At 65.9% G+C, this 24,362-nt stretch carries 33 protein-coding genes; 4 read left to right on the plus strand and 29 right to left on the minus strand.

Going from position 1 to position 24,362, the window contains the following annotated elements; genetic code table 11:
* Positions 1-15 precede the first annotated feature (15 nt).
* The 3 genes from AC0QC4_RS04900 to AC0QC4_RS04910 all read left to right on the plus strand — a co-directional run bounded on the left by AC0QC4_RS04900 (position 16) and on the right by AC0QC4_RS04910 (position 1,958).
* Entirely contained in the window at positions 16-1,083 is a 1,068-nt protein-coding gene (locus AC0QC4_RS04900) for a phytase (RefSeq protein ID WP_483658582.1), read from the plus strand.
* A 151-nt stretch (positions 1,084-1,234) separates the two neighbouring features.
* Positions 1,235-1,648, plus strand: coding sequence for a thermonuclease family protein (locus AC0QC4_RS04905; protein WP_483658583.1), 414 nt, complete (start codon positions 1,235-1,237; stop codon positions 1,646-1,648).
* A 73-nt stretch (positions 1,649-1,721) separates the two neighbouring features.
* The gene (locus AC0QC4_RS04910; RefSeq protein WP_483658584.1) at positions 1,722-1,958 is read left to right on the plus strand and encodes a hypothetical protein; all 237 of its coding nucleotides are present in this window, start codon (positions 1,722-1,724) and stop codon (positions 1,956-1,958) included.
* On the opposite strand, the gene AC0QC4_RS04915 is transcribed toward AC0QC4_RS04910, so the two are convergent.
* The 28 genes from AC0QC4_RS04915 to AC0QC4_RS05050 form a co-directional block, all read right to left on the minus strand.
* On the minus strand, positions 1,955-2,158 hold the full coding sequence (locus tag AC0QC4_RS04915; protein ID WP_483658585.1) for a hypothetical protein: 204 nt from the start codon (positions 2,156-2,158) through the stop codon (positions 1,955-1,957). The genes AC0QC4_RS04910 and AC0QC4_RS04915 overlap by 4 nt on opposite strands.
* Before the next feature lie 11 nt (positions 2,159-2,169).
* A complete protein-coding gene (locus AC0QC4_RS04920; RefSeq protein ID WP_483658586.1) occupies positions 2,170-2,535 on the minus strand; it encodes a hypothetical protein in 366 nt (121 codons plus the stop codon).
* Positions 2,536-2,547: 12 nt separating this feature from the next.
* Positions 2,548-2,670, minus strand: a complete 123-nt coding sequence (locus AC0QC4_RS04925) for a hypothetical protein (protein WP_483658587.1) — start codon at positions 2,668-2,670, stop codon at positions 2,548-2,550.
* Complete coding sequence (locus AC0QC4_RS04930) at positions 2,667-2,873, minus strand: hypothetical protein (protein ID WP_483658588.1); 207 nt, start codon at positions 2,871-2,873, stop codon at positions 2,667-2,669. Before AC0QC4_RS04930 ends, AC0QC4_RS04925 begins: the two co-directional genes overlap by 4 nt.
* A 1-nt stretch (position 2,874) precedes the next feature.
* The gene (locus AC0QC4_RS04935; protein ID WP_483658589.1) at positions 2,875-3,126 is read right to left on the minus strand and encodes a hypothetical protein; all 252 of its coding nucleotides are present in this window, start codon (positions 3,124-3,126) and stop codon (positions 2,875-2,877) included.
* Entirely contained in the window at positions 3,126-3,914 is a 789-nt protein-coding gene (locus tag AC0QC4_RS04940; RefSeq protein ID WP_483658590.1) for a M15 family metallopeptidase, read from the minus strand. Before AC0QC4_RS04940 ends, AC0QC4_RS04935 begins: the two co-directional genes overlap by 1 nt.
* 16 nt (positions 3,915-3,930) lie before the next feature.
* On the minus strand, positions 3,931-4,239 hold the full coding sequence (locus AC0QC4_RS04945; protein WP_483658591.1) for a hypothetical protein: 309 nt from the start codon (positions 4,237-4,239) through the stop codon (positions 3,931-3,933).
* A complete protein-coding gene (locus AC0QC4_RS04950) occupies positions 4,240-4,746 on the minus strand; it encodes a hypothetical protein (protein ID WP_483658592.1) in 507 nt (168 codons plus the stop codon). It abuts the gene before it with no gap.
* Positions 4,746-4,937 carry a hypothetical protein gene (locus tag AC0QC4_RS04955; protein ID WP_483658593.1) on the minus strand — a complete coding sequence of 64 codons (192 nt, stop codon included), beginning with the start codon at positions 4,935-4,937 and terminating at the stop codon, positions 4,746-4,748. Before AC0QC4_RS04955 ends, AC0QC4_RS04950 begins: the two co-directional genes overlap by 1 nt.
* Before the next feature lie 14 nt (positions 4,938-4,951).
* Positions 4,952-8,128 carry a hypothetical protein gene (locus tag AC0QC4_RS04960; protein ID WP_483658594.1) on the minus strand — a complete coding sequence of 1,059 codons (3,177 nt, stop codon included), beginning with the start codon at positions 8,126-8,128 and terminating at the stop codon, positions 4,952-4,954.
* A 2-nt stretch (positions 8,129-8,130) separates the two neighbouring features.
* A complete protein-coding gene (locus AC0QC4_RS04965; RefSeq protein ID WP_483658595.1) occupies positions 8,131-10,152 on the minus strand; it encodes a hypothetical protein in 2,022 nt (673 codons plus the stop codon).
* A gap of 14 nt (positions 10,153-10,166) precedes the next feature.
* Positions 10,167-10,589, minus strand: coding sequence for a DUF6950 family protein (locus AC0QC4_RS04970; RefSeq protein WP_483658596.1), 423 nt, complete (start codon positions 10,587-10,589; stop codon positions 10,167-10,169).
* Entirely contained in the window at positions 10,589-11,212 is a 624-nt protein-coding gene (locus tag AC0QC4_RS04975) for a hypothetical protein (protein WP_483658597.1), read from the minus strand. The genes AC0QC4_RS04970 and AC0QC4_RS04975 overlap by 1 nt, the downstream gene beginning before the upstream one ends.
* Positions 11,212-11,814 (minus strand): hypothetical protein, encoded by a 603-nt coding sequence (locus AC0QC4_RS04980; protein ID WP_483658598.1) that lies wholly within the window; start codon positions 11,812-11,814, stop codon positions 11,212-11,214. Before AC0QC4_RS04980 ends, AC0QC4_RS04975 begins: the two co-directional genes overlap by 1 nt.
* Positions 11,814-13,940, minus strand: coding sequence for a phage tail tape measure protein (locus AC0QC4_RS04985; RefSeq protein WP_483658599.1), 2,127 nt, complete (start codon positions 13,938-13,940; stop codon positions 11,814-11,816). Before AC0QC4_RS04985 ends, AC0QC4_RS04980 begins: the two co-directional genes overlap by 1 nt.
* A gap of 186 nt (positions 13,941-14,126) precedes the next feature.
* The gene (locus AC0QC4_RS04990) at positions 14,127-14,567 is read right to left on the minus strand and encodes a hypothetical protein (RefSeq protein WP_483658600.1); all 441 of its coding nucleotides are present in this window, start codon (positions 14,565-14,567) and stop codon (positions 14,127-14,129) included.
* A gap of 2 nt (positions 14,568-14,569) precedes the next feature.
* Positions 14,570-15,004, minus strand: a complete 435-nt coding sequence (locus AC0QC4_RS04995) for a phage tail protein (RefSeq protein WP_483658601.1) — start codon at positions 15,002-15,004, stop codon at positions 14,570-14,572.
* A 14-nt stretch (positions 15,005-15,018) separates the two neighbouring features.
* A complete protein-coding gene (gene gp17 / locus AC0QC4_RS05000; protein WP_483658602.1) occupies positions 15,019-15,399 on the minus strand; it encodes a tail completion protein gp17 in 381 nt (126 codons plus the stop codon).
* A gap of 17 nt (positions 15,400-15,416) precedes the next feature.
* Positions 15,417-16,004 carry an HK97 gp10 family phage protein gene (locus tag AC0QC4_RS05005; RefSeq protein WP_483658603.1) on the minus strand — a complete coding sequence of 196 codons (588 nt, stop codon included), beginning with the start codon at positions 16,002-16,004 and terminating at the stop codon, positions 15,417-15,419.
* Positions 16,004-16,336, minus strand: a complete 333-nt coding sequence (locus tag AC0QC4_RS05010) for a phage head completion protein (RefSeq protein WP_483658604.1) — start codon at positions 16,334-16,336, stop codon at positions 16,004-16,006. The genes AC0QC4_RS05005 and AC0QC4_RS05010 overlap by 1 nt, the downstream gene beginning before the upstream one ends.
* A complete protein-coding gene (locus AC0QC4_RS05015) occupies positions 16,333-16,905 on the minus strand; it encodes a head-tail connector protein (RefSeq protein WP_483658605.1) in 573 nt (190 codons plus the stop codon). The genes AC0QC4_RS05010 and AC0QC4_RS05015 overlap by 4 nt, the downstream gene beginning before the upstream one ends.
* Before the next feature lie 24 nt (positions 16,906-16,929).
* The gene (locus AC0QC4_RS05020) at positions 16,930-17,367 is read right to left on the minus strand and encodes a hypothetical protein (protein ID WP_483658606.1); all 438 of its coding nucleotides are present in this window, start codon (positions 17,365-17,367) and stop codon (positions 16,930-16,932) included.
* 120 nt (positions 17,368-17,487) lie between these two features.
* Positions 17,488-18,765: a phage major capsid protein gene (locus tag AC0QC4_RS05025; protein WP_483658607.1), complete on the minus strand. Its 1,278-nt coding sequence runs from the start codon at positions 18,763-18,765 to the stop codon at positions 17,488-17,490.
* An 11-nt stretch (positions 18,766-18,776) separates the two neighbouring features.
* Positions 18,777-19,634, minus strand: a complete 858-nt coding sequence (locus tag AC0QC4_RS05030) for a head maturation protease, ClpP-related (protein ID WP_483658608.1) — start codon at positions 19,632-19,634, stop codon at positions 18,777-18,779.
* Positions 19,621-20,916 carry a phage portal protein gene (locus tag AC0QC4_RS05035; RefSeq protein ID WP_483658609.1) on the minus strand — a complete coding sequence of 432 codons (1,296 nt, stop codon included), beginning with the start codon at positions 20,914-20,916 and terminating at the stop codon, positions 19,621-19,623. The genes AC0QC4_RS05030 and AC0QC4_RS05035 overlap by 14 nt, the downstream gene beginning before the upstream one ends.
* A 7-nt stretch (positions 20,917-20,923) precedes the next feature.
* The gene (locus tag AC0QC4_RS05040) at positions 20,924-22,678 is read right to left on the minus strand and encodes a terminase large subunit (RefSeq protein ID WP_483658610.1); all 1,755 of its coding nucleotides are present in this window, start codon (positions 22,676-22,678) and stop codon (positions 20,924-20,926) included.
* Positions 22,651-23,151 carry a hypothetical protein gene (locus AC0QC4_RS05045; protein ID WP_483658611.1) on the minus strand — a complete coding sequence of 167 codons (501 nt, stop codon included), beginning with the start codon at positions 23,149-23,151 and terminating at the stop codon, positions 22,651-22,653. Before AC0QC4_RS05045 ends, AC0QC4_RS05040 begins: the two co-directional genes overlap by 28 nt.
* Positions 23,152-23,231: 80 nt before the next feature.
* Complete coding sequence (locus tag AC0QC4_RS05050; RefSeq protein ID WP_483658612.1) at positions 23,232-23,540, minus strand: HNH endonuclease signature motif containing protein; 309 nt, start codon at positions 23,538-23,540, stop codon at positions 23,232-23,234.
* A gap of 300 nt (positions 23,541-23,840) precedes the next feature.
* Between AC0QC4_RS05050 and AC0QC4_RS05055 the strand changes: the two genes are divergently transcribed.
* Positions 23,841-24,104 carry a DUF3892 domain-containing protein gene (locus tag AC0QC4_RS05055; RefSeq protein WP_483658613.1) on the plus strand — a complete coding sequence of 88 codons (264 nt, stop codon included), beginning with the start codon at positions 23,841-23,843 and terminating at the stop codon, positions 24,102-24,104.
* Positions 24,105-24,154: 50 nt separating this feature from the next.
* Here AC0QC4_RS05055 and AC0QC4_RS05060 read toward each other — a convergent pair whose 3' ends face one another.
* Positions 24,155-24,361 (minus strand): hypothetical protein, encoded by a 207-nt coding sequence (locus tag AC0QC4_RS05060; RefSeq protein ID WP_483658614.1) that lies wholly within the window; start codon positions 24,359-24,361, stop codon positions 24,155-24,157.
* Position 24,362 lies beyond the last annotated feature (1 nt).

Raw genomic sequence — 24,362 nt, forward strand, 5'->3', positions numbered from 1 at the left:
CCAAGGGGAATCTCCATGTCACGACCGGCCTGTTCCGCCATGCTTCTCGCCGCTGCGCTGCTGGCCGGGTGCGCCACCACACCGGCTGCGTTACCATTGCCAGCCGTCGACGTTCCTGCCGGGCGGGAGACCGACCCGGTCGGCACGGCCCAGGCCGATGCTGCCGATGATCCCGCCATTTGGCGCAACCCGTCCGAACCCTCAGCGAGCTGGATCGTCGGTACCGACAAGCGTGCCGGAATTCACGTCTATGGCCTCGACGGACACGCGCGCAGCTTTGTCCGGCTCGGTGAAATCAACAATGTCGATCTGCGCGATGGCGTACGGATAGGCGCGCGCGACGCCATCCTCGTCGGCGCCAGCAACCGAAACAGCCTGACGCAACCGAACGTTGTGCTGCTCACGGTCGATGGCGCGACCGGCAACCTGACGCTGTTGGCCGATCTGGTCGTGCCCGGCGCGAGCGGAGAGGCCTATGGCTACTGCTTGGGCCGCGTCGGAGGCGAGGTACGGTCTTATGTCGTCACCAAACAAGGCCGTGTGTTCGAGCAGGCCATCGACCTGACCGGGCCGACCCCGGCTCTGCGCCCGCTCCGCAGCTTTGGCGTTGCTACCCAGCCGGAAGGCTGTGTCGTCGACGATCGCACTGGCCAACTCTATCTGGGCGAGGAGGATGTGGGCATCTGGCGCTTCGATCTGACCGCAACCCAGCCAGTCGCCGTCGCATTTGCCACAGTGGGTGCCGAACACGGTCTGGTCGCCGACGTCGAAGGTCTGGCGTTGGCCCCCTCGGGTGCCTCGGGCGGCTTTCTGGTCGCCTCGAGCCAGGGCGACAACGCCTATACGCTGTTCGAGCTGCCCAGCGGGCAGCGCGTCGGTCGCTTCCGAATTGCTGGCGGCGCCATCGACGGCACTTTCGATACCGACGGAATCGAGCTGATGCTCGGCGACTTCGGGCCTGATTTCGCCGAGGGGCTGTTCGTCGCCCAGGATGGCAACAATCTGCCCGAAGCCCAGAATTTCAAACTATTGTCTTGGCGGGCCATCCGCGAAGCGCTTGGCTTGGCCCAGCTTCCGCGCTAGGGCGCATCAGGCAGGCGGGTGTAGCTCAATGGTAGAGCAGAAGCTTCCCAAGCGCTGCGCATTCCCTGATTTCGGCCACGATGGCGGTAAAACGGGCGCGATTGTCCTTCAATCAATTCAATTGCTTAATGCGCTGGTGTAAAACCTCGCCATGCCTGTTCCCGTCATAGCCGCCGCCATTGCCTTCACCTGCACCCCCGTCGCTGTGTACGATGGTGACGGCCCGATCTGGTGCGCCGAGGGGCCACGCGTGCGGATTGCCGGCATCGCGGCCCGAGAGAGCGATGGCACCTGCCGACCCGGACAACCTTGCCCATCCGCTTCTGCCGATCAGGCGCGGGATGCGCTGGTCGGTCTGTTCGGCGGGCCGCGTGGCACGCGGCCAACCGGCCACATCGTCGTGCGCGCGCCGGCGATGCGCTGCATTTCTACTGGGGAGGCGAGGGGAAATCGCACCGGCGCCTGGTGCACGCTGGCCGATGGCCGCGACCTGAGCTGCGCGATGGTCGCGACGGGCACCGTGTTGCGCTGGCGGCGCTACTGGGGCAACCATCGCTGTCGATGAGTCGCTGGCTTTACCGCATCGAGTTTGCATTGATCGGCCTGCTGATGCTGGCCGCCATCGTCGTGCCGCGGCTGTGACGCCCAGCCTTCACGCGCTGGCGGCGATCGCCAAGCTAGATCGACGCAGCTACCGCATCACCCGCACGGCAAAGGGATGGCAGGCCACCGTCAGGGCAGGCTACAGCGACGGCGCATGTCCGATGTGGGTTGCGGAGGCGGACACGCAGGCGGCCGCCATCGAGCGGGCCGCGGCAACCGCGCTCGATTATTGGTCGAGACCGTCGGCCGCCGCAGGCATCGCCCACGGCTAGCGTTCGGCAGCGTCAGCCAGCTTGCCTTGCAGCCGCGCATGGGTGGCATCGCTGGCCACCTGCGCCTCGGCATAGGCCGCCTTCAGCTTGTCCTGATCGGCTTCGCTGAACGTGCCCACCGCCAGGTCGAACAACTGGCGGAACGCGGTAGCGGCATCGGCGCCGCTGCGCAGGATCTGCAGGATGGAATCGAGGGTCATCGGCGGGCCTTTCAATTGATCTGGCGGAGCAGCGCCCCGATGTCGGCGCGCGCCTTGCCGATCGCCTCGGCGTAGCTGGCGGCGTTGCCTGCGGCATAGGCACGGCGCGCGGTCTGCACCGCAGCGAAGGCCTTCTGGTCGAGCTCGGCCACCCGCACCGCGTCAGCGCCTTCGATCAGCCCGGCATCGGTCAGCGCCTCGGCCGCGCGCGCCGCTGCCTGATAGGCGATCTCGACCGCGATCGCGCCACGCTCGTCGAGCGTGGTCTGGTCGGCCACCTCGCCCGGGCTGGCCGGCAGGCCGGAGACAAAACCGCCCAGCCCGGCACAGCCGGACAGCAGCACCGCTGCGAACAGCGGCAACAACAATCGCATCATGTCGATTTCCCTTCAGTTTCCTTGAACAAACCAGACCATCAGCAGGCCCAGCATCAGCATCGCGACGAGGAACGGTGCTGCTGCCTGCCGCAGCAGATCGAAAGGCCACCATTCATGCTTGCGCGGCTCGATCATGGCTCACCAAGCATGTGCCGAACCATCGCCTCGGCCTGAACGGCAGTGAACAGGTTGGTTCCGCTCGGCTCATGCTTCATAGGCCACGGCGTGCCGACATTGAAATCGGGTGCGAAGCTGATCCCGGCATCGGGCGCAAAGTCAGCGGGCATCTTCCATGATAGAAAGCGGTTCACCATCTGCTTGATCTGATCATCGGTCATGTCATTGTCCCTCTGTCTCTGGTGGATTGTCAGGTGGGTTTCGGCGCGGCCCGCTGGTGAACCAGTGCGCCATGGCCAGGCCGATCAGGCCCTGCACCACGATCGCCTGCGCCAGCGTCTTGAACAGGTCGTTCTCGGCCAGCTCAGGCTTCCATGCGATCATGCCCAAAACGAGCACGGTGAGGCCGTAGGCGCCGCCACCGGCGACGACCCGAGCATTGACCCAATCGGGGATGGTGATCAGCGGGCGCATCACAGCCGCGCCGCCTGAAAGTGCATCGCGTCGCGATTGGCTTCCTTGCCCAGATTGATGATCCCCTGCGCATAGAAGGCATCGACGAACGCCGCATATTCAGGCTTCGACATCTGCGCCTCAGCCCAAGGCGTGCGCAGCCCGTTGCGATCCGGGTTGGTGTCCTCCGCGATACCATAGGCGTGCATCGACGGGCGCCTGCCGCCGCGCATCAGCCGGTTGTTGAATGTGCCGCCGGTGATGTCGAGGCCGAGTTCGACCAGACCCTCATAGCCGTAATGCGCCAGCGCCTGCTCGTGCGCCGCGATAAAGGCTGGGGCGCAGAGCTTGTTGAACTGCGCCTTGCTGGTCTTCGTCGCCAAATCCCACGACAGCCGCCGCGCATAGGGCATGGTGACGGTGATGATATTCTCGCCGGGCTTTCCGAACACCCGCTCGACATCGGCCTGCCGCGGCCAGCGCGTCGGCATGTGCGCGACCTGTGCCGGCTCGGGGTCGATGTCCCGCGCACGGTCCTGCCACCGCTCCAAGGCGAACTTGGTCTGCGGCCCGACCAGCCCGTCGATCGTGCCGACCGGCAGGCTGGCATCGGACATCAGCAGCTGCTCCAGCGCGATCCTGACGCGGGCGTCGGGCCATTCGACGCGATAGGCCGGAACGCGGCGCTTCACGATGAGGCGGGCGGCGGCGGCCGACTTCTGTCCCCAGATGCCGTCGATTGCGTCGAGCACGCCGAAGCGAACCAGCGCGCCCTGCACGGTGCGATGGTCCAGCAGATTGCCGGTCATATCGATGTCCTTGGATCTAGGGCTTGGCCGCCCGGTTGAAGAATTCGCTGAGGTCGAGCCGGTCGAGCCCGCGCAGAACGGCCTGGGCGAGCGAGAGGCCGGAAAAGCCGAGCGCCGCGCCCATGGCACCGGCCCATTCCGGGCCGAGGTTGAACCACGCCAGCGTCGGCGCGGTGCCGAAACCGCCAACGATCACACAGGAAACCAGCAGCAGGATGGTCTGCGTCAGCGACTTTGCCGGGCGCAGGAACATGCGCACCACGCCGCCGCACAGCGCCGCGCCGGCGACTTTCAGGGCCGCCCAGACTTCCGGGTGGAAATCCATTTACGCACCCTCTCGATGATCGACAGCGCCCACAGGCTGGCCGCCAGGGCGACGCCACACGCCATCAGCGAAAACAGCCAGCCCATTCAGCCACCCCCCGGAAACTGCAACCTGCAGCACAAAGGCAGCGTTGATCATCAGCGCATAATCATTCCATGACAGCATCAGACCACCGCTGCCGGCATAGGCAAGCCCGAGAGCAACCTTGCCCGTGCCGATCAGCCCGACGAACTGCGCCCGCCGGGATTTCTCGCACCATCCGCACGTCCCGCGGTTGAAGCATCGCGTCACCACCCACAGCATGGCCAGCACCACCAACGCATCGAGGCAGGCGATCACGCCGACCAGAAACGGCTTGTCGAACGCCATGCCCAGCGGCACCGCCACCAGGTGCATCAGCAACAGGGTCAGCGACGGGCTATCCCATCGCCAACCCTGCGCCCCCCTGATGCCCTGATGCACCACGGCGACGAGCGCGATCGCTGCCCACAGGATGTCGAGCAGCATCAGTCATCGTCCTTCGGCGCCGCCACGCTGGCCACCACACCGTCGGATGCACCGGCGGCGCAGCCATGCGTCGCGATGCCCTCGGCGGCCAGCTCGTGCAGCTGCGCCATGGCCCGCGCCGCCAGCGCATTGTGCCGCTCGGCCTTGCGCAGCAGCTTGGCGCCACGCTCGATCTTTTCGTCGATGGTCATGATTGGTCCTTTCGTCAGTTGGCAATCATCATCGGGCTGAACACCGCCGCAGTCGGCAGAGGCGTGCAGCGTGGCCGGATGCGGATGGCGGTCTGGCCGGAGCGCGGCACGAAGATGATCGCGCCGGCCAAGGTGTGAATCGCCCCCGCCACCTTGTTGCCGGTATTGATGCTGTTCACGCCGCTTGTCGGCAGCCCGAACGTCTGCCACGACGCCGTGCGCGCGATGGTGTCGACAACCAGAAACGGCCCCGTCCCCGCCGGGCCAAGCCCTTCCAGCGCAGCGACATAGAGCTTGCCGTCGGGTGCCATCTTGTTGGCGATCGAGTAGCCGTCGATCGCGGCGAAGCTCGACAGGTTCAGGCCAAAGGTCTCGAATGTCGCCCGGCCATGCGGGTCCAGACTGGTGTCGGCGGGATCGATGACGAGGAAGTTGGCGGCCTTGCGCGGCGCGATGTAGATCCGGCCATCGGCGCCCACCTTGGGATAGCTCCACTTCATCGCCAGATTCGCATCCCCGGTCAGCCCGCTGCCGGTTTGCAGGTTGACGCCGAAATTGGTCAGCCATGCCTGCCCATAGGTTGGCGAGCGCGGGTTGGTGTCGATCACTAGGCAAGTATCGCGCGCGCGCACGCCGCAGTAGATCTTGCCGTTTGGATGCAGGCAGCCGCCTACCCACTTGTCCGCACCCGACAGGTTCAGGCCGAAGTTGGTGATGGCGAGTTGCGGGTTGGTCAGCGATCCCGGCGTACCGCGATGGTTGAAGATCAGCACCTTTTCCGAGCGATAGGGGATGCCGTAGAGCTTGCCATCCATGCCCTCGACGCAGCTGTGATAGGCTTGGCTGTCCACGCCGCCCAGGACATAGGGCGCCGCCAGAACGGCCAGCGAGTTGCCTGTCGTTCCGGCGTCCAGATCGACCGCCGTGTTGGCGCCGAACAGTGTCGCCGTGCCGTAGGGCGAGGCGCTGGTATTGCTCGGGTCGATCTTCAGCATGTTGGTCTCGCCCGAGCGCGGCATTGCATAGATGCAGTTGTCGCCGAGCAGCGCGCCGCCCTGAAACTTCTGGTTTTCGGTGTTCAGCGTCAGGCCCATCGTCGAGCGGAAGGCCACCGGATTGTCGTCGTTCGGATTGTCATCCTTGATGATCAGGAAGTCCGTCGCGGTGGCGGGAATGCAATAGGCATAGCCGTTGGGATGCTGCACCCCGCCGAACCATTTGGTCGCAAGATTCTGCGTCGTCAGCGCGCGACCATCGGTGTGATAGGCCTGACCGGCGCCACCGTTGGCTGCGGGGTCGAGGATCAGGATGTCCTGCCCCGCCGTCACCGATCCGCTCGGGCAGCCATAGACGATGCCCTTGTAGGCCAGCCCGCCCGCCCATTTGACCGACGAATTGAAATCCCCGGTCGTCGTCGGCACCCGCACGTCATAGGCGTTGAAATTGTTGCGCGTCGCCGTGCCCTGCGCGCTTGCCGTGGTGTCGGTCGGGTCGATGACGAGGAAGCTGGTCGCGCCGTGCGGGATGCCGTACAGCCGGTTGCCGACCCGCGCCAGACCGCGGAACTTGTTGCTCCCGGTCAGCGTCGCACCCATCGCCGTCCGCACCGCCGTGCCCGCCACCGTGTCGATGACGAGGATGTCGGTCGCGGCAAAAGGCGCGCAATAGATGCTGGTGCCCGAGACCGCACCGCCCGACCATTTCGAGCTGTCGCTCAGCGTCAGGCCATAGGTCGGCTGTGTCGCCGTCGTCGTCGCTTCGTCGATCACCAGCGCATTGCCCAGCACGAACGGGATGCAGTAGATCTTGCCGCCGACCGCCACCGCGCCCGAATATTTCGCCGAAGCGCCGAGCGCCGTCGATGGCGTCAGGCCCAGTTGCGTCGCCGTCACCGCGCGCGCCGATTGGTTGGCGGGGTCGATGATCAGCAGGTTGGCGCTGTTGTAGGGCGCGCAATAGATCAGCCCGTTTGATCCGAGCGCGCCGCCGTCCCACTTCCCCGTGCCGGACAGCACCGACGATGGCAGGCCGAATGTCTCCAGCGTCGCCGTCATCGTGAACGGGTCGATCACCAGGATCGTCGTCGCGCTGAACGGCATGCAATAGATGCGCCCGTCGCGGCCGACGACCGCGCGGTTCCACTTCTGCGTGCCGGACAGGTTCAGGCCGAAGTTGGTCCGCCACATCTTGCCCGTGTCGGGGTTGTGGATCAGCACCGTCGTCGCGTCGTACGGCACATGGAAATGCAGGCCATTGGAGCGCACCACCCCGCGCCACCGCTCCGTCGGTCCGATCTCGGCGATCGGCTGCTCGAAGAAGGTGCTGGTTGCGACAACATCGGCATTGCCCGAGCTTGACTCGCGCCCGAGCCGCAGAGCGTTGACATATGGCGACGCGAGGAAGGCGCTGTTCACGGCGGCAGCCGCCGCAGCCGCCGAGGTAGCGGCAGCGGTCGCCGAGGTTGAGGCAGCGGTCGCGGCAGCCGTCGCCTCCGGCGTCACATCGCCACGCGGCAGCGTCAGGTTGAGCGTCTGCGCTGGTGCCGAGCCAGAAATCGTCGCCGAAGCGCTGCCGCCCTCCGGCCCCGTCGTCACGGTCCCGATGCTCAGCACATTCGCCGGGCCGATCGGTCCGCGCGGCAGCGTCAGGTTCAGCGTCTGCGCCGGCGCATTCCCTGTGATGGTGGCAGCGCCCGCACCGCCCGGCGCTGACGATGTGACCGTGCCGATGCTCAGCGAATTCGGCACCCCCGGCGCGCCGCGCTGCGATACCACGATGCGGCGGTTGCCCTGCAGATCGGTGGCGGTGAAGCGCGCTGCGGGGCCATCCACCACGCCGGCGCTGCCGGACACCGTCTCGGCCGAGGCGCGCACCACCAGTGCGGCGGTGACGATGATGTCACGGCCATTTGCCAGTATCTCGGCAATTTCATAGCGCAATCCGGCCTGGCCATACCATCCGTCGGTCGTCGTGCCCGGCACGCCGAATGCGACATAGCTGCCTTCCTCGTCACTCTCGATGCTGCCGGTCGCCCCGCCAATCACCTCCCGCGCCGCATCGAACACCGTCAGGGCAAAGCTCCGCCCCGCCAGGTCATCCACCACCGATCCGCTGACCAGCTGTAGCTCGAGCACGAGATTTTCCCCCGCGCCCAGAGTGACGCGGTTGTTGCTGTTGATTTCGATGGTCATTGTTACGCCCTGAAAAATGACGCTGTTGCGTCCACTGTCGCTGCTGCTGTGCCGGTGTAGGAACACACCGCCCGAACGTCGTAGACCTTGCGCGCCGCACCGGAGTTGGTGAGGGTGGCCAGAGCCTGCGGATAGACCACGTCACCTGCCGCGCTGCCGCTGTCGCTCGCGCTACCCAGCGTGGCATAGGTGCCGCCCGCTTCGCGCCACTGGATCGTGATGGTCTGCGTCGAATTGCCGGTCAGCGTTACCCGAATGTCTGCTTCGCACAGCAGGCTTTCCCCCGGGTCCAGCGTGCGGGTGATCGCCGCCGTCACCTGCGTGCGTGCCGTGATGCCCAGCGTGGTCCGCACCGCCGGCGGTGTCACCGCATCGGCTGTCACCGCCACCCACGCGCCGCCGGTGTAGATGTAATGCCGGTTGTCGTCGTTGCTGTCGTACCAGCTCTGGCCCTCGATGCCCGTCGCCGGGATGCTGGGGTCGATCACCGGCGCGGCATTGCTGGCGTCGACTGCCGCGCCGACAACTGCCGCCACGTCGCTCGGCGGCGTCAGCGTCGGTGCCGGCGGTAGCGTCGTCGTCTTGCCCAGTGCGAAATCGTCTTTGCCGTCCGTCTTGCTCTGCACCGTCAGCGTCACCCGCCGCGCCACCACGTCGATGGTCCGCCGCAGCACCTCGATCGTGATCGAATCGATGCCCAATTCCGGATCGTCCCACACCAGCAGACTGCCGGGGCCATAGCTGCGCATCCGCCATTTCAGCGGAAGATCGAACGGGCCCAGCTCGCGCTGGTCGAGCAGGCGATAGGCGGTCAGCTCGGCGCCCTGGCCGCTGTCCGTCACCATCTCCCACGGCGCTTCCTGCGTGATCGACTGGCCATCGGCGGTTACATAGTCGGCATACTGGATCAGCGTGCCGGCGGTCATTTCCCACTTGTGCGATTCGCTGCGGATCTTCGGGATCAGCCCGTTCGGCCGCTCGCGGCTCCACGTCACCGCGTCGTAGCTGATCTCGCTGTCGGCATAATCGTCCTTGGTGATCGTATCGAGCGCCACGCGCGGGGCCTGATAGCGGAAGCTGTAGCCGGTCCCGAGCAGGATCGGCTCGCACCCACCTGCCGCGCACAGCCGCTTCAGGTTGGCCCAGCGCTCACCGGGCTGACCACTCTCGATCAACACCCCGTTTGCTTCCCACCCGTTGACCTCGCACACATTGGCCCAAGCCATCAGGGTGGGCACGTCGATGGCGTCGACCGTGTCGCCGATGCCGAACACATGCATCCCGTTCTGCCGGCGGCCGAGGATGTAGGTTCCGGCCTGCAGCGCCGCGTTCGCATCGTTCACCCACGTCGATTCGTCATTGGCGCGGCAACTGCCCGATCCGCCCGGCTGCGTGCTGTCCAGCCTCGGGTCATAGGCCTTGCGCTGCACGCCCACGATTCCGGGCTGGCCCAGCCCGCTCGGCCATTTCTTCCCCTTCTTGTCCCATTTGGCGGAGAGACCCACCGCCACCTTGCCGCTCAGCTTCGATGCGGTGCCCCAGTCCGGCGCCCCGCTCCACTGCGGGGTCAGCGCGCTCGATTCCGGCTGCGCGCCGAGCTGCTTGCTGGCGTACAGGAACCCCGCGTAGAAGCCGGTTGCTGCCGTGCCGCTGAAGCTGATCGGCGCGAAGTCGATCAGGATATTCTCGATGCTCTCCGCCGGGCCGATGCCGTAGGTGGCGACGAGGAAGCGGTACGGATTCTCGACATCGTCGACCTTTGGCCCGTAACCGCGGTCATAGGTCAGCTGCCCGCCATAATAGCTGCGGCCGATGATGCAGGCCATCGGGCCCTCGCTGGCCACCAGCACATTGTTCACCGCCCCGCGCACCGGCGGCTTCTTGGCCAGCAGCTGCGCGCCAGTGTTGGCTACTGCGGACACCGCTGCCGCTGCCGCAGCGATGGCCTGTCCGCCGGGAATGAAGGACGCGACGGTGGCGACAACGCCTGCAATCTTGCCGACTGCACGCAGCGCCTTAGCCATCCGTTCTTACTGCCTCACAACCTGAAAGCGACTTTGACATGCGCCAGCATGTCTTCCCCTTCGAACGCCACCACCCCGCCATCGCTGTCCTGATGATAGCCCAGCAGCTGATCGCCCGACCAAATGCAGATGCTGTCCATCCCTTCGCCCGGCACGATCGCGATATCCCCCACCCACAGCCGCGCCGCGGGGATCTCCGGCAGGCCCAGACTGCGAAAGATGTCGGCCACTTCGCCAAAGCCTGCCTTCGCCAGCGCCCGCCGCGCGCCAAGCGCCGAGTAGAAGCGCGGGATCGGCGGAGGCCGGTGCCCCATCGCCCGCAGCTGCGCGCGGCCCAGATGAATGCAGGTGCCGCCCTTGTCCCAATCGAACCGGCGCTGGCGGAACTTCGCCCACACCTTCGCCGTGGCGGCCCTCCGCCGGTTCAGTTCATGCATCAGACGTTCCGCACGTTCAGCTGCTGCAACACGCTGCCCACGCCGCTGCCGCCGCCGCTGCCGCCACCAGTCACGGATCCGCGCGGAGGCGATGGCGCGCCCCAGGCCACCGGAATGCCCAGCCCGGTCCGCGCATCTTCCCCGGTCTCACCGGGCCACACCCGCTTGTGATAGGCTGACGACATCGCCTGCCCGGCGAAGAAGTCGAGCAGCTTGATCGGCCGCGCTGCCGCGTCGATCACCAGCGACCGCGCACCACGGCCGACCCGCACGCTCATCCGCTCGACCAGCCCGTCGAATTCCAACCGCGGTGTCCCGACGATGACGCCTGTCGCGGCATCGCTTTCCCCCAGCCACGCCCGTACCCGGCTCTTGGCATTGTTGGGCTGCGCCAGCGTCGGGATGCTTATGTCGCTCGCCGGCTTCAGCATCAGCTGCACCGCCGTCACCTGGTCGCCGGATCCATCGCTCAGCGCCTCGGCTGTCACCAGAGACCCGAACACGGGATCTTCGCTCAGATAGGTGTCGCCGCCGAACACCACGAAACCGCCGTTGCAGATCCGCATCGTCGATCCGCTGCGCCAGTCGATGCGCAGCAGGACCAGCGGCTGCACGACATCCATCACACAGCTTCCTCGATCGCGAACGACAGGCCCACATGCCGCATCACGTTGACGGTCCACCCGCGCGGGTCACCGACCAGAAAGCCTTCGATCTTCGGCGCCGCCAGATGCACCGCGGCCCCATCGGCGAACGGCACGCGCAGCGCCTCGTTCAGCGTCAGCGCCGCCGTGCCGCCGCCGCTCGCCGTCACATTGGCGGCCAGCATGTGCAGATGGTGCCGCCCGTCCTTCACGATCGACAGCCAATATCCCTCCAGCCCGGCCCACCCCGCCGTCAGGCCGCGCACGTTCAGCGTCGTGCCGGTCTGCCCGGCCCCGTCCACTACCACCGACGTGCCGGGGTTGCCCTGGTTGCCGGCGGTCAGCGGCACTTCGATCCGCGCACCCAGCTGCACCGCGCGGGACAGCCGCGCCGCCCAGGTGCGACCGTTGGCATTGTGCTCCAGCGGCGGCATGACGAATTCCATGCTCCACCGGTTGCCCCGGCCCAGCACCCGCTGCGCCGCACCGCCGGTCGGGCTGCGTTCCACCCCGCCGAAATCGACAGGGACCGGGCTGAACTCGCGCGGGCCCGGCGAATCTGGAAGATCGACAACAGCCATCAGGCCGGAATCGCATAGGCGTTGCGTCGAGCGAGATCCTGCTGCGCGAGCAGGCTGCCGCCGGCGGCAATCGTCGGGCCAGTCTGGGCAATCATCCGCCCGGATTCATCACGCGCGATCGCGTGGATGCCCGGCCCGGCATCGATCGTCACCCGGATCGCACTGCTGCCGCCGCGCAGATTGTCGTTGGCGATGATCGCGCCGGAACGGGACGGCGTGAACAGCTCCGGCCCACGCTCGCCGACCAGATAGGTCCGCCCGCCAGACACCGGTCCGCCCTCGGCCCGCGCGCCACCGAACGCGAATGGCCCGACGTTGAAGCCACCGGCAATCGCGCCGATCTTGTCGAGTGCGCCGAGAATGCCGCTGACGATGTCGAGGATGTTGCCCGACTTGATGCCGCGGGTCAGCTTGTCGATCGAGTCCAGCGCCCCCTGTGTCATCTCGGCAAAGCTTTCAACGATGCGCACGTTGGTCGCCTCCAGCCCGTCCGCCGCAATGCCCCAGCTGCGCATCAGCGCCTCGGTGTTTCGCTGCAACTCGCGTTCGGTCTGGGCATCGATTGCTGCTTTCCCGTCATCGCCGAACAGGTTGAGACTGGCTACCGCATCGCGGGCGAACTCCGCTGTCGAAGGGATGCCGCGATATTCGCGATTGAGCCGGTTGACCGCCTCGGCATGCAGGTCGATGCTCAGTCGCCCGGCATCGAACTCGGTCCGCAACAGCGCCAGTTCCTCCTGATAGGTGCGGAGCCGCGCTGCCTCCGGAAATAGCCGGTCGATCAGCGGCTGCGCCGCATCGCTGATCCGCGTCGTCTGATTCAGAACGGTCTGCAGCGCATTGACGATCGGCACCGCCACCTCCGGCCCCGCGCGCTGGGCGCTGGTGGCCATAGTGGTCAGCATCCGCTCCACCCGCGCCTCGATTTGCGGCGCGCCGTTCAGCACCTGATCGCTCAAATCGTCGATGAAATTGCGCGTGTTGCGCTGCGGTCCGAGCCGCGACAATGCCGGAGAGCTGAGATACGGATTTGACGGAAGGTTTCCGACGGGCGCCGGGATGCGAGCGCGCCGGGCCGCCGCCTGTTCGTTGGTCATGGTCAATTCGACCGGCTGTCCACCGAACTGTTCCTGATTGAGCTGACGGATGCGTCGCCGACCGTCGGCGCGATCGGATTCGAACGGGCTGTATGTCAGCGTGTTGGCGATGCGCCGCTCCACGGTCTGGCTAAAGCCGCGCCATGCCGTTACGGCCCGCCCGCTCCACGCCACCAGATCGGTTAGCGCCTGCACCAGCGCGAGGATGCTGTCGGTATTGTCAGACACGCTGCCGGCGATTTGCGCCTCCAGTACGGTGCGCAGTGCGCTCAGCTTGTCGGCGGTTTCGTCAGCCTTCTGTATCTGCTCGTCACTCAGCACAAGGCCAAGCCGCTGCGCCGCGTCCCTCAGATTGTTGACGCCCGCCGCGCCATCGGCGAGCAGCGGTGCCAGCTTTTGACCGGAGCGGCCGAACAGATCAACGAGCACGGCCGCACGCTCGGCTGCATCCATGCCGCGCAGCTTCTCGGCCAGATCGGGCAAGATGTCACCGACATCGCGGAAGTGGCCATTGGCGTCGCGCGTGGCGATGCCAAGCCGCTCAAGCTTTTCAGGGGATGTGCCGATCGTGCGGGTCAGGCGCGCAAGTGCGCTGTCCATCTCTTCGGTGCTCAGCTCCACCTGTGTCGCGGCATAGCGATATTCCTGCAGCGACCGCGTCGTCACGCCCAGTTGCTGCGCCTGCTCACCAAGCGCGCTGGCGTAATCGAGGCCCTGCCGAACCGCGTCGGTCACGATGCTGATCGTAAAGGCACCGCCCAGCGCCACCAGCCCGGCCTTTACCCGGTTGGTCATGCCGGTGCTAATCTGTTCGAACCGGCGCGTTTCGGCGCCAGCGCCACGCAGATCACGCTGGTAACCGGTCGTGCCTCCACCAAGATTGGCAAGCGACCGCCTGACCCGACTGCTCATTGTATCGGCGGACTGGGCAAAGTCGCGGTTCTGGGCCTTGGCATCGGAGAGCCCGCGGCGATAGCCATCAGACTCCAGGCCCATCGTGACGATGAGCGTACCGACGTCCGTCGCCATCCTACAAGCCCCTCATGCTACGCTCGATCCGCGCCATCACTTCCGCGTCGCTCAGCGGCACGCTGAAATCATAGCTGCCCTGCGCCACGCTCACCGCCAGGTGATAGTGGCGCGGAGTCACTTCCCAGAATTGCTGCTGATCGAACCCGCACTTGATCCAGATGGCCAGCAGCCGCCACCAATCGGTCAGCGCTTCCGCTTCGGCGCGGGTGATCCCTTTCCCTCGGCACTCGCATCCGCTTCCGGTTCGGAATGGCCGAGCAGCCGATCGACCAGCGACAACGCCTCGGCGTTGCCGATTTCGTCAATGATGAACCCGACGTCATTGCTGGTCACATTCGGGTGTCGCTGCCGCAACGCGTGGAACAGGAAACCGCGCAGGAAGCGGATGTTCATCCGCTTGGCCCGCTCCAGCGCGAACCGCTGCAGCGCTTCGGGATCGCTGGCCTGCTCCGCGCTCGGCTGCTCGTCGGATGCGCCGAGGCCGAACGCGTCGATCACCAGGCTGGCAAAGCCGCGCCCGAACGCATCTTCCATTTCGCAGCGTGCGTTGGTGTTCAGCACGCCGGTCCACTGCTGGCCGAGCGCGGTGAAGCCGACTTCACCCTTGATGCTGTTGCTCGCCATGATCAGGCCACCGCGCTATCGGTCGGCTTGTCCAGCCACTTGACGGTCAGGCTGCCAACCCGGCGGTCGCTGATCGGGTTGGTCACCCGATAGTCGCGCACGATGCAGGTGCCGGCCTTCTTGCGCTTGGTGCCTGCGGCGATCTTGTACACCAGCTCGTACGCACGGGCATTGCCGGTATCGAACGCGGCCTGGCACAGCTGGTCGGTGGCGCTGTTCGGCACGAAGTTCATCTGCAGCGTCACTTCCGCACCATCGCGGCGCGGCGCCGACAGATACTCCATGAAGTCACCCGACTCCATGTGCGTCGCCTCGATCAGCTCGCGCGAAGCCGCCGGCATTTCCGGCACGTCGAAAATCTCGCCCAGCTTCACCAGGCTGGTGCCATCGTGCAGCCAGAATTCGGTACCGTTGCCGGTCGTCGCATTGTGGGCCATCGCCTTACTCCTTTTCAGTCGTGCCAGATCAGCAGGTCAATCTGTTCCCGCCGGATAATCATGCTGTCCGTTCCGGCCTCGGCCGATCCATCCAGCGCATTCACCTGTGCGGGGTCGAACCGGACCCCGTCGTAAAAGCCGCCTTCATCGAAACAGGCGATCACCGCCTCGCGGATCTCTTTCGCGGTAGCGTAGCCTTGCTGGCCTTCCGCATAGACATCGACCTGCAGCAGCGATTCCCGGAACCCGTCGGGCCCGTCCATCGTGCGCGGGCGACTGTCATCGATCACCGTCAGCACGATGTGCGGACGCGCGGCTTTTTGTGGGGCCAACTGCCAGTAGATCCGGCGGCCCACCTGGTCGGCCACGTCGGGCCAATCCAGCAGGCGCTGCATCACCGCCTCTTCCCACATCACCGCCGCCCCAGCGCACGCTGCACCCGCCGCGCACGCCGCACCCGGGCGCGCTTCGCCGTCGCTTCGATCGCGTTTTTCAGATCACCGGCAATCGCGGCTTTCGCCGCGCTTTTGGCGGCCTGGTATCCGCCGCGCATGAAGCCGACGGCTGCAACGGTCGCGCTGCCATGCTCCAGCACACCGGCCCGGAAGGCCACGCTGTTGACCGTGCGACGCGGACGCCACTTGCCCTTGTTCTTGCCTCGCGCGATGCGCGGCTGTTTTGCCCGTCGCCCCCGGTCGACGCTGGCATCGATGCCGATGAACAACTGGATTTCGCCGTTCCGCTCCGCGATCATCCGCAACTGCCGCGTGGCTCGACCCCAGTTGGCCTTTGTCGCCACCTTGATCGCCTTGCGCAGCTCGCCGCTCTTTTTCGGCGCCCGCTTCCGCTGCTCGCGCGCGACCAGCGTCGCACCCTTCCGCAGCGCCTGCCGCGCTGCCTTTGCAATCTCCGCCGGAGAGCCCAGCGCGCTCAGAGCTGCATCCAGCTCGGCATTGCCGACCAGCGCGATATCGGCCAGCAGACCGGTCCCGACAGCCATCAGCCGACTTCCCGGACCGTCGTGAAGGCGATGGCCTCGCGGCCGATCGGCGCAATGCCGGTGATGTTCCAGACCGTACTGTCCTGCCTGATCCGGTCGGTGATCGTCACCGCCACATATTCGGGCACCCTGTCCACCGTCCAGATCGCCTGCTGCGCGCCACCTAGACGTGCCGCTTCGATCCGCTCGCTGCTGCTGCCCCAGCGCACCATGGCCCATGCCTGGGCAAGCTGAGCCCACGCACCGACCGGCTCGTTCAGGTCATTGGTGCCAGTCTCAGACCAGCGTTCGAACACGATCAGCTGATCGCGCTGACCGGCCTGCACGCTCATACCACCGGCATCCGGTGCAGATTGCAGATCGCGGCCACGCCATGCGGCACATCGGCCACGATCGTGCCGGTCACCACGTCGGAGCGGATGTCGAACAACCGCGCCAGCATCATCTTCACTGCGGTCACCAGCGCCGGCTTTTCGGTCGTCACGTCGTCGAAGCCTGCGGAAAAGGTCACACGCACCTCGCCGCCGCAGTTGCCCGGCCACGACTTGCCATAGCCGGGCAGCAGCCGGCCATGCGGGCCGATGCGCCAATCGTCGGCGGCGAGCACCACCTCGACACCAGCGGTGTCGTCATAGGCGATGCTCGCCACCTCCGCCCTGGGCCCCCGGCCCAGCACCATGCCCGCCCCAAAGCCGGTCGACTTCCAGACCAGCCCATCCCGCCGGGCAAGGTACAACGATGTCATCTGCTCGATCATGTCGACGGCTGCATCGCGCAGCGCCTCGATCACATCGTCTTCGCTGCTGTGCAGCACCCGCAGATGCGCTTTCGCGGCGGCCAGCGACAGGATGCTCTCGCAATAGCCGTCGGGCAGCGCCCCCGGCTGAAGTTCGAACAGCATGTCGCTGGCCCCGCTGACGCGCGATCAGGCCTGGTTGGCCGTCGGCGCGATCTCGGCCTCGCCGCGCAGCACCGCTGCGGAGATCGGCGTGCCGGTGGCATGCGTGCCGCTGAAGTCGGCCAGCAGCTTCAGGTAGCGCCGACCGCCGCGATAGCCGTAGCGATACACCGCTGCGGCGGCGTGCGCGGCCGACAGCGTCTTGATGATGCCGCCGCTGGCCACCGTCACGCCCAGCATGTCGGCCGTGGTGACTGCGGTGTAGGTGCTGTTGTCGGTAGAGTGCGTCAGCACGAAATCGATCTTGTTGGTGCCGGTGAAGGTGATGCCACCCGCGCCGATCGACAGGATGATTTCCGCCGCGCCGAACCCCTGAAGGTCGATGGCGGGCGGGGTGTTGTCGGCCGAAAGCACCGCCGTTTCGATGGCGACGGCAGCCGAGGTCTCGGAATGCATGTCCTGCATGATGGATATCCTTTGCGAATGTCAGATCTCCGCTGGCGCTGCCAACGGTCAGGCCGGACTCTCCGGCAGGCCCGCCGGTCATCGCTGACCGGCGGGGTATCGTCAGCCCGCTGCCGGGGCTCAGGTCGAGATGCGCAGCAGCTTGATCGCCTCGAAGTTGGTGATCCCGCCACCGACCCGCTTCGTGGTGTAGAACATGACGTAGGGCTTGTTGGTGTAGGGGTCGCGCAGCACCCGGGTCGATCCGATGTCGTTGATCAGATAGCCGCGGCTGAAGTTGCCGAACGCCACCGGGAAGGCATTGGCCGCGACCGCCGGCATATTGTCGTCGGTCATCACCGGCTTACCCAGAATGGTGGCCGGCATGTCGGCGGTGGGCGGCGCCCACAGCCAGGTGCCATTGCCATCCTTGAACTTGCGGATCGTGCCCAGCGTCGCATCGCTGGTCAGGAAGCTGGCCCCGTCGCGATAGCCGGCACGCAGCGCGTAATACAGATCCGCGATTGCATCGGCAGGCGACGCGGTCGTCGTCGGCGTCAGGAACGCCGAAGCGGCACCGCTGACGACGAAGCCCAGGCTGCCCCATGCATAGCTGGCGTTTGCCACCGTCGGATAGGCCAGGATGCCGCGCGGCTTTTCGGTACCGTCACCGGTGATGAAAGCGGCTCCCTCCTGCTCGGCGAACACAACGGCGATTTCGTCGGCCAGCCAGGTCTCGACGTTGAACGCGGCGTCATCGAGCGAGCGCTGCGTTGCTGCCGGATTGGCATAGAGCTCGCCGTTCGGCGGGGTCAGCGCCGACAGCTTCGGCGTCGCCGTTTCGGGACGTGCATCCTTTTCGGCAACCCAGCCAGCACCGGCACCGCCCTGATTGACCAGCAGGCTGAACGGCCCGCCACCGGTGCGGATGACGCGTGCCATCGAGCGCATCGCCGAAACCCGCATCAGCACGCGGCTGATGGTCGAATCGGTCTGCTCCGGCACCAGATAGCCGCCATCCGGATCGCTGTCCGTGGTCAGCGCCGCCTTCACTTCCAGCGAGCGCATGCCGGCGTCCGGCTCGGCACCACGCCGCATCCAGTTCAGGAACGCATCGCGATGCTGTGCAGCAGCCGGGTTACCCAGCTGACCGCCCCCGCCGATCTTCAGCGCGTCGATCGAGGCCTTGGTGTCCTCTACCGCCTTGGTCAGCAGTCCGACATCGGCGTTGATGCGCTCGACCTTTTCATTGGTCACCACATCCTCGCGGCCCTTTTCGAGCTGCTTCAGCCGCTCATCGACCGAATTGCGGAACTGTTCGACGGTGCCATTCAGCGCGTCGATCGTGGCCTTCAGCGCACCGGCATCGGCGCGCGCAGCAAAAACCCCGCGAGCGCGGGGGAAATTCGTGGTCTTCATCGGATATCTCCTCAGATGGGCCGTGCAAACGTCTCGATCAGACGCTGCAATCCGGCATCGATTTCGCCTGCATCGCGCGCGGCGGGGTCGGTGCTTGCATCGCGCTGGGCACCGGAAAGGGTGGCAAGCATCCGGCTGCGATCGGTGCGGGAAAATCCCGCTCGCGCCAGTGCCGCTTCGGTCTGTCGCCGCGCCATCAGCGCTTGGTCCGCGCTGTTCGCAGCTGTGCCGGTCCCGCCGGCGATGTCGGCCTTGCTGTCGGCAAAGCCGTTCTTGATCGCATCCTCGGGCGCCATGAAAGTCTCGGCGTCCATCAGCTTGACGATGTCCGCGCGCTTGGCCCCGGTGCGCGCCTGATAGATGTCGGCAATCGCCGAATCGAACTGCGCGAACATCTCGGATGCCGACTGGAAATCATGCCGGTTGCCGATGGTGATGCCCCAGGCATTGTGCACCATCATGAACGTGCCGAGCCCCATCACGATCTCGTCGCCGGCCATCGCGATGATCGATGCCGCGCTTGCCGCCCAGCCCATCACCTCGACCGTCACCTTCGCCTTGTGCTCGCGCAGCAGGTTATAGATGGCGATGCCTTCGAACATGTCGCCGCCTGGCGAGTTGATCTTTACCGTCACCGGCACCTGACCCGCGGCACGCAGCGCGCGCTCGACCGCGACCGCCGTCACCCCGCCACCGGTCCACCAGTCTTCGCCGATCATGTCGTACATGGTGATCACGCTCGGGTCGCCATCGTCAGCGGCAACACGCGGCGTCGTGGCCCACTGCGCCAGCACGTCGCTGGGTGCGTCCCACTGGAAATTTTTCGGCCGCGCCGGTGCGCTGGCCTTGGGCAGTTCACGGAGCGACATTGGTGACACCTTCCGTCGAGGCCGCCGTCATGTTCGGCGGCGGATAATAGATATCCCCGCCCTCGCGGGGGTTCATGTCTTCCATTTCACGCACTTCGTTGGGGCTGAACACGCCCCACTGCAGGCCCTTGGTATAGGCCTCCCACCGCGTCTTGATGTCGCCGCGCACCAGCGCCGCGCGGATCAGCCGCACATACTTGTCGTCGTCGCGCACCGGGTCGAGACAATCGACCGTCAGCCCTTCCTCCCACGCGGTCAGATAGTCTTCCAGCGTGTAGGTCACGAAATTCTGGCCCTGACTGTCCAGCCCGGTACCCCAGCTCGTCGCCTTGTCGGTGTCGCCGATCATGTGCGGCGGCACGCCAAAGAACATCGCAATCTCGCCGCGCGTGAACTTCCGCGCCTCGATCCACTGTGCATCTTCGGAGGTCAGGCCGATGTCCTTCCACTCCAGCCCGTCTTCCAGCACCATGATCTTGCCCTCGCGGGCCCCGCCGGAGCGATACTCGTCCATCTGCGCGCGCAGATGCTCGGCCTGCTCCTTGTTCAGCGTCCGGTTGGCCGGCAGCTGCAGCGCGCCGGAAACCGATGCGCCGTTCTTGAACAGCACATTGCCATGCGCCTGCATCGCCATCGATTCGCCGATGCTCTCCCGCGCATAGGTGATCGGCGACACGCCGACGATGCCATCCAGCGACAGGCCGATCAGGTGCAGGATCTCGCCCTGCTCGAAGATAATCTCCCGCCCGTCCCGGCGCGTCCATGTGTACTGCAGTGTCAGATCGTCGAGCTGCTTCACCTTCACCCGGTCAGGATGCATCGGCGTCAGCGATGTCACGTCGCCCCGCAGGTTCCGGCCCTTGAAGGCATAGGCATTGCCGCGCAGCATCAGGTGCGCGGTCAGCATCCGCTTGAACTGCGCCGGCTTCTGCCACTTGTTCGGCCGCCGCGTCAGCACCTGGTGCAGCGGCGCCTCGCTGGCGATCGCACGGGTCTGGTCGTCGATCCGCCGCATCACCCGAGCCGGCATGTTCGCCACGGCCCCGGTCAACAGCCGAACGCAACCGAACACCGCGCCGACGGTCAGTGCCGTCGTCGGCGTCACCACCTGCCCGGATGCCGACTGCAACCCGCCCCGCAGATAATCTTCCAGCTGCTGCGGCGTCGTGATCGTCACCTCGGTGCCCATCACCGAAGCGCGCGGCCCGCCACCGCCAGACACAGACCCTGCGGCAACCGCTTCAGGGGATGGCCCCCAGAAGAAGTCGCGCCAAAAGCCCATGAAAATCCTAAATCACCAACAGCCCACGCTCGCGATACGGGCTGACCGACGCCGCTTCCGGCCCCCGTTCCATCAGCTTCACCGCGTTGAACACCGCCACCAGCGGGTCGATCTTGGCCTTGCCCGCCGCGCTTTTCTCGATCAGCACCGCGTTTCCGCGCTGCTCGGCCTTCGCATTGCCCACCGCCCAGGCCAGCAAGGCCTGCCCGCCGTGCGCCATCGCGCCGCTTTTCAGCTTGCGCTCGCACGTCCAGACCGCCGACGACAGCCGATATCCCTGCCCGACCGCAACCACTTGGGGTGCCGTCAGATCTTCATCTTCCAGCGCATCGACCAACGCGCCGACCCCCTGCGGGTCGAGCCCGATCGCGTCCTTTTCCGGCAGCAAACCCGCATCGCGAACCTGCACCACCAGCGCTACCGCTTCCGCGATATCCTGATCGACCTCTTTGCAGATCGTCAGATCGCCACGCTCGGCCAGGTCGAGCAGCTTCGGCGCAATGTCCTTCCGCAGCTCCAGCACATCCGGCTGCACCCAGGCATGACCCCACGCCAGCCAGCGCTTCGTCGCCCGTTCACGACCCACCACGCCGACCGCGAACAGGTCATCCAGTCCGCCGCCGTCGATGCCGACGGTGGCAACTTCGCACCGCTCCAGCAGCGCATCGAGCGAGACGATTTCAGGGTCGGCCGCGCCTTCCCAATAGTCCGCCCCGCGCCACCGGTCGCTGTGCAGCGCCAGTCCGATTTGGATGTTCAGATGCTGGCTGGCCCAGCGCCTGATTTCCTCCTCGCCCTTTTCCTGCGCCGCCAACCATGCCGCGTGCAGCTGGTCGAGCCTGATCGAACGGCCAAGATTGGGCAGCACCTGCGGCCAGATGGCCGGGTTCGCCCATGGCTTTGCCGGGTCGGTCTGCACCTCTTCCGGAAACTCGTACAGCACCGGCAGCATACGCACCGCCGGGCCGCTGAACCCGCCGTCGCGGATGGACCGCGCCAGCGCCAGCTCGCGTTTGAACACACCCGCCGGCGGCTTGTCCGACTGCGTCGTGATCTGCATCATGAACGCGTCGGGCCGCGCCAGCATGTTGCCGCGTATCTGTTCCAGCGTGTCGGCCGCATGGCTGACACCGCCCAGCAGATGCACCTCGTCGATCAGCTGGCCCTTCGGAATGGCGCCTGTCGCCACCGAAGGATCGAACGTCTGCACCTTCAGGATGCAGCCGGTCACCAGATCCTCGATCAGCTTCAGATGCTTCCTCGGCTTCAACCGCTTCTGCAGCACCTTGTCCGGGTCGGCGGCAATCATGCCCTCGGCCTGAGCCCATGCGCGGTCTGCGATTTCCTGCGTCGGCCCGTACAGATAGAACATCTGTTTGGGCTGCTGTTCCAGCAACAGCGCGGTCACCATGATGGCCGCGGCGTTGGTCGTCTTCGAATTCTTCTTTGGCACCAGCACGAACGGCTCTGCCACTCGCCGCAGCCCGGTGGAATCAACCGATCCGAACAGCGCCGCCACCAGGTCGCGGGCCCAGTCGCCTGCCGCATCCTGCAGCGCGATGGTCTCGCCTTTCGGCCCTCGCACATCGGGCAGGCACAGCTTGTTGAATATCTGCACCGCTCGTGACGCCGCAGCCTGGTCGATCGGCAGCGTCGGGATCAGGCTTCGTCCGTCCCGCAGCCGCTCCTTCCAGTCAGGACAGGCAAAGGTCCACCCGTCTGACAACGGCAACGTCAGTGCGTCGTCAGCAGATCCTGCCATCCGGTCTCACGCCCCGCGCCATAAGCGGCGAGCCGCTCCTCCTCCTTCTTGCCCAGCGGCGTTTGCTTCGGCGGCGCCTTGCTCTTGGCCGCGTCGGGCGAAGCGCCAAGCTCGGCACGGGCCAGCTCGCCGGCGATGAACTTCCCAGCACCGACATTGCCCTTCAGCGCCTCGGTCATCATCTGCACCAGCAGCTTGCCGCGCACCCGCATCCGCTCGATCTTGCTGTCGCCCAGCTCGGAAAAATAATGCTTCCGCAACGTGGGCTTCGTGACCCGCAGCACCGCCGCAATGTCGTCGGGCTTGTGGCCCGTCGCGACCAGCATCGTCACCAACCCACGGTTTTGCGCGGTTGGCACATGCGCTGGCCGCCCCTTGCGCCCGCGATTGAGCGGAACCGGGTCGCCGAACAGGTCAAGCGCCACCGGCAAAGCCGCGCCGCCACCCTGATCCTGCCCAGAATTTTCCATCACGAAGAAAAAAACCTTTGAATGAGAGGGGCTGCGGTCAGCAGGCCCTCAGCCCCCCAGACTTTTCCCCACCCCCCGGCCCGTCACGCCGCGCCGCTCGCCCGCCGAGCCCTCGCCGCCGCCGTCTTGCTGTTGTGGCAAGCCTGACACAGCAGCTCGATGTTCGCCGGGTCGAGATCGGCCCCACCGTCCTTCCGCTCGACGACATGGTCGGCGATCACTCGATGCTTCGATCCGCACCGCTGGCACCACGCCCCGCGCTCGCGCTTCACGTCGCGCACCAGGTCGCGCCATTGCGGCGACTGATAGAAGGGCTCGGCCCGCTTGGGCGGTGCGACGATGCGAGGCGCTGGCGATGCCAGCCTCCCCGTTACCGCCTTCAGCCTGCCCACGTGACGCCGATCCTATGGCCCCAAAGCGAACGGCGCAGAGTGCATCGCTGCACCTGCGCCGTCAGTCTAGAGGTTGGGGTCATGCCGCCACCGGACGAACGCCAGCGACAAGCATGCCCTCTATGTCCCACAATTCAGCCCGGAAACGGACAGGAATATTTGCCGAGCCGATGCATTCCGGGGCTTGACACGTTCCGCACACGTAATTGCGCGGGTCTCAGCGCGGAATGATCGTGATGCACATCACACGCCGCGGGTGAAAGATCATGCTGAAGTCACCGAAAACTAATGGAGGGCGCGATGTCAGACTATCAGATCACCCACAGCCGCAAGGATGGAGCAGACCACGACCGCCGCTTGGATGGGTTCCTTATTGGCAGTCAGTATCTGACAATCGACACGGTCTTGGCACTAATTGATGCAGGCCACACCTTTTGGACTATGGTCTATGGCCGACGAGTAGCAGTCATCGCGAGAGTACACCCCACTACATATCGTCGCTACCTGACCACAGAAGGCGACGGGTTCCCGCCCAACAACCTACTCAGCCTGCCAGACTGTTAAGGGATCGAACGCCAGCGCCCGCCACAGCGCGGTCTCGGCGGGGGTGGGGGTCATGTGAGCACCACGTTGCGATAAGCATTGAACTCGTGCACGCATTGCAAAAGATCATGTGCTGTCAGGCGGAGCGTGGACAATTCCTCTGCGGACAATTCTTCGGGGGTTTTAGCGTCAATGATTGTCGCAATGTCGCCAGCGTGTTTGAACGCTTGCCGGTAACGGGCGACCATCGACCGGCGCGCTTGTTTATCGGTTTGCATC

Source organism: Sphingomonas sp. jy18, assembly GCF_056931895.1.

What these genes read in the sequence shown, in the direction of transcription:
- AC0QC4_RS04980 (WP_483658598.1), bottom strand. Translation starts at nt 11,814, where the DNA reads ATGGCTGTTGTCGATCTTCCAGATTCGCCGGGCCCGCGCGAGTTCAGC.
- AC0QC4_RS04920 (WP_483658586.1), bottom strand. Translation starts at nt 2,535, where the DNA reads ATGATGCGATTGTTGTTGCCGCTGTTCGCAGCGGTGCTGCTGTCCGGC.
- AC0QC4_RS04975 (WP_483658597.1), bottom strand. Translation starts at nt 11,212, where the DNA reads ATGGATGTCGTGCAGCCGCTGGTCCTGCTGCGCATCGACTGGCGCAGC.
- AC0QC4_RS04935 (WP_483658589.1), bottom strand. Translation starts at nt 3,126, where the DNA reads ATGCGCCCGCTGATCACCATCCCCGATTGGGTCAATGCTCGGGTCGTC.
- AC0QC4_RS04940 (WP_483658590.1), bottom strand. Translation starts at nt 3,914, where the DNA reads ATGACCGGCAATCTGCTGGACCATCGCACCGTGCAGGGCGCGCTGGTT.
- AC0QC4_RS05055 (WP_483658613.1), top strand. Translation starts at nt 23,841, where the DNA reads ATGTCAGACTATCAGATCACCCACAGCCGCAAGGATGGAGCAGACCAC.
- gp17 (WP_483658602.1), bottom strand. Translation starts at nt 15,399, where the DNA reads ATGCAGCGCCTGCTGGATTGGCCCGACGTGGCCGACCAGGTGGGCCGC.
- AC0QC4_RS04900 (WP_483658582.1), top strand. Translation starts at nt 16, where the DNA reads ATGTCACGACCGGCCTGTTCCGCCATGCTTCTCGCCGCTGCGCTGCTG.
- AC0QC4_RS04970 (WP_483658596.1), bottom strand. Translation starts at nt 10,589, where the DNA reads ATGCATGAACTGAACCGGCGGAGGGCCGCCACGGCGAAGGTGTGGGCG.
- AC0QC4_RS04905 (WP_483658583.1), top strand. Translation starts at nt 1,235, where the DNA reads ATGCCTGTTCCCGTCATAGCCGCCGCCATTGCCTTCACCTGCACCCCC.
- AC0QC4_RS04945 (WP_483658591.1), bottom strand. Translation starts at nt 4,239, where the DNA reads ATGGATTTCCACCCGGAAGTCTGGGCGGCCCTGAAAGTCGCCGGCGCG.
- AC0QC4_RS05025 (WP_483658607.1), bottom strand. Translation starts at nt 18,765, where the DNA reads ATGAAGACCACGAATTTCCCCCGCGCTCGCGGGGTTTTTGCTGCGCGC.
- AC0QC4_RS04965 (WP_483658595.1), bottom strand. Translation starts at nt 10,152, where the DNA reads ATGGCTAAGGCGCTGCGTGCAGTCGGCAAGATTGCAGGCGTTGTCGCC.
- AC0QC4_RS05040 (WP_483658610.1), bottom strand. Translation starts at nt 22,678, where the DNA reads ATGGCAGGATCTGCTGACGACGCACTGACGTTGCCGTTGTCAGACGGG.
- AC0QC4_RS04960 (WP_483658594.1), bottom strand. Translation starts at nt 8,128, where the DNA reads ATGACCATCGAAATCAACAGCAACAACCGCGTCACTCTGGGCGCGGGG.
- AC0QC4_RS04985 (WP_483658599.1), bottom strand. Translation starts at nt 13,940, where the DNA reads ATGGCGACGGACGTCGGTACGCTCATCGTCACGATGGGCCTGGAGTCT.
- AC0QC4_RS04995 (WP_483658601.1), bottom strand. Translation starts at nt 15,004, where the DNA reads ATGGCCCACAATGCGACGACCGGCAACGGTACCGAATTCTGGCTGCAC.
- AC0QC4_RS05010 (WP_483658604.1), bottom strand. Translation starts at nt 16,336, where the DNA reads ATGAGCGTGCAGGCCGGTCAGCGCGATCAGCTGATCGTGTTCGAACGC.
- AC0QC4_RS05005 (WP_483658603.1), bottom strand. Translation starts at nt 16,004, where the DNA reads ATGGCTGTCGGGACCGGTCTGCTGGCCGATATCGCGCTGGTCGGCAAT.
- AC0QC4_RS04950 (WP_483658592.1), bottom strand. Translation starts at nt 4,746, where the DNA reads ATGCTGCTCGACATCCTGTGGGCAGCGATCGCGCTCGTCGCCGTGGTG.
- AC0QC4_RS04930 (WP_483658588.1), bottom strand. Translation starts at nt 2,873, where the DNA reads ATGACCGATGATCAGATCAAGCAGATGGTGAACCGCTTTCTATCATGG.
- AC0QC4_RS05015 (WP_483658605.1), bottom strand. Translation starts at nt 16,905, where the DNA reads ATGCTGTTCGAACTTCAGCCGGGGGCGCTGCCCGACGGCTATTGCGAG.
- AC0QC4_RS04925 (WP_483658587.1), bottom strand. Translation starts at nt 2,670, where the DNA reads ATGATCGAGCCGCGCAAGCATGAATGGTGGCCTTTCGATCTGCTGCGG.
- AC0QC4_RS05030 (WP_483658608.1), bottom strand. Translation starts at nt 19,634, where the DNA reads ATGTCGCTCCGTGAACTGCCCAAGGCCAGCGCACCGGCGCGGCCGAAA.
- AC0QC4_RS05020 (WP_483658606.1), bottom strand. Translation starts at nt 17,367, where the DNA reads ATGCAGGACATGCATTCCGAGACCTCGGCTGCCGTCGCCATCGAAACG.
- AC0QC4_RS04915 (WP_483658585.1), bottom strand. Translation starts at nt 2,158, where the DNA reads ATGACCCTCGATTCCATCCTGCAGATCCTGCGCAGCGGCGCCGATGCC.
- AC0QC4_RS05060 (WP_483658614.1), bottom strand. Translation starts at nt 24,361, where the DNA reads ATGCAAACCGATAAACAAGCGCGCCGGTCGATGGTCGCCCGTTACCGG.
- AC0QC4_RS04955 (WP_483658593.1), bottom strand. Translation starts at nt 4,937, where the DNA reads ATGACCATCGACGAAAAGATCGAGCGTGGCGCCAAGCTGCTGCGCAAG.
- AC0QC4_RS04990 (WP_483658600.1), bottom strand. Translation starts at nt 14,567, where the DNA reads ATGGCGAGCAACAGCATCAAGGGTGAAGTCGGCTTCACCGCGCTCGGC.
- AC0QC4_RS05035 (WP_483658609.1), bottom strand. Translation starts at nt 20,916, where the DNA reads ATGGGCTTTTGGCGCGACTTCTTCTGGGGGCCATCCCCTGAAGCGGTT.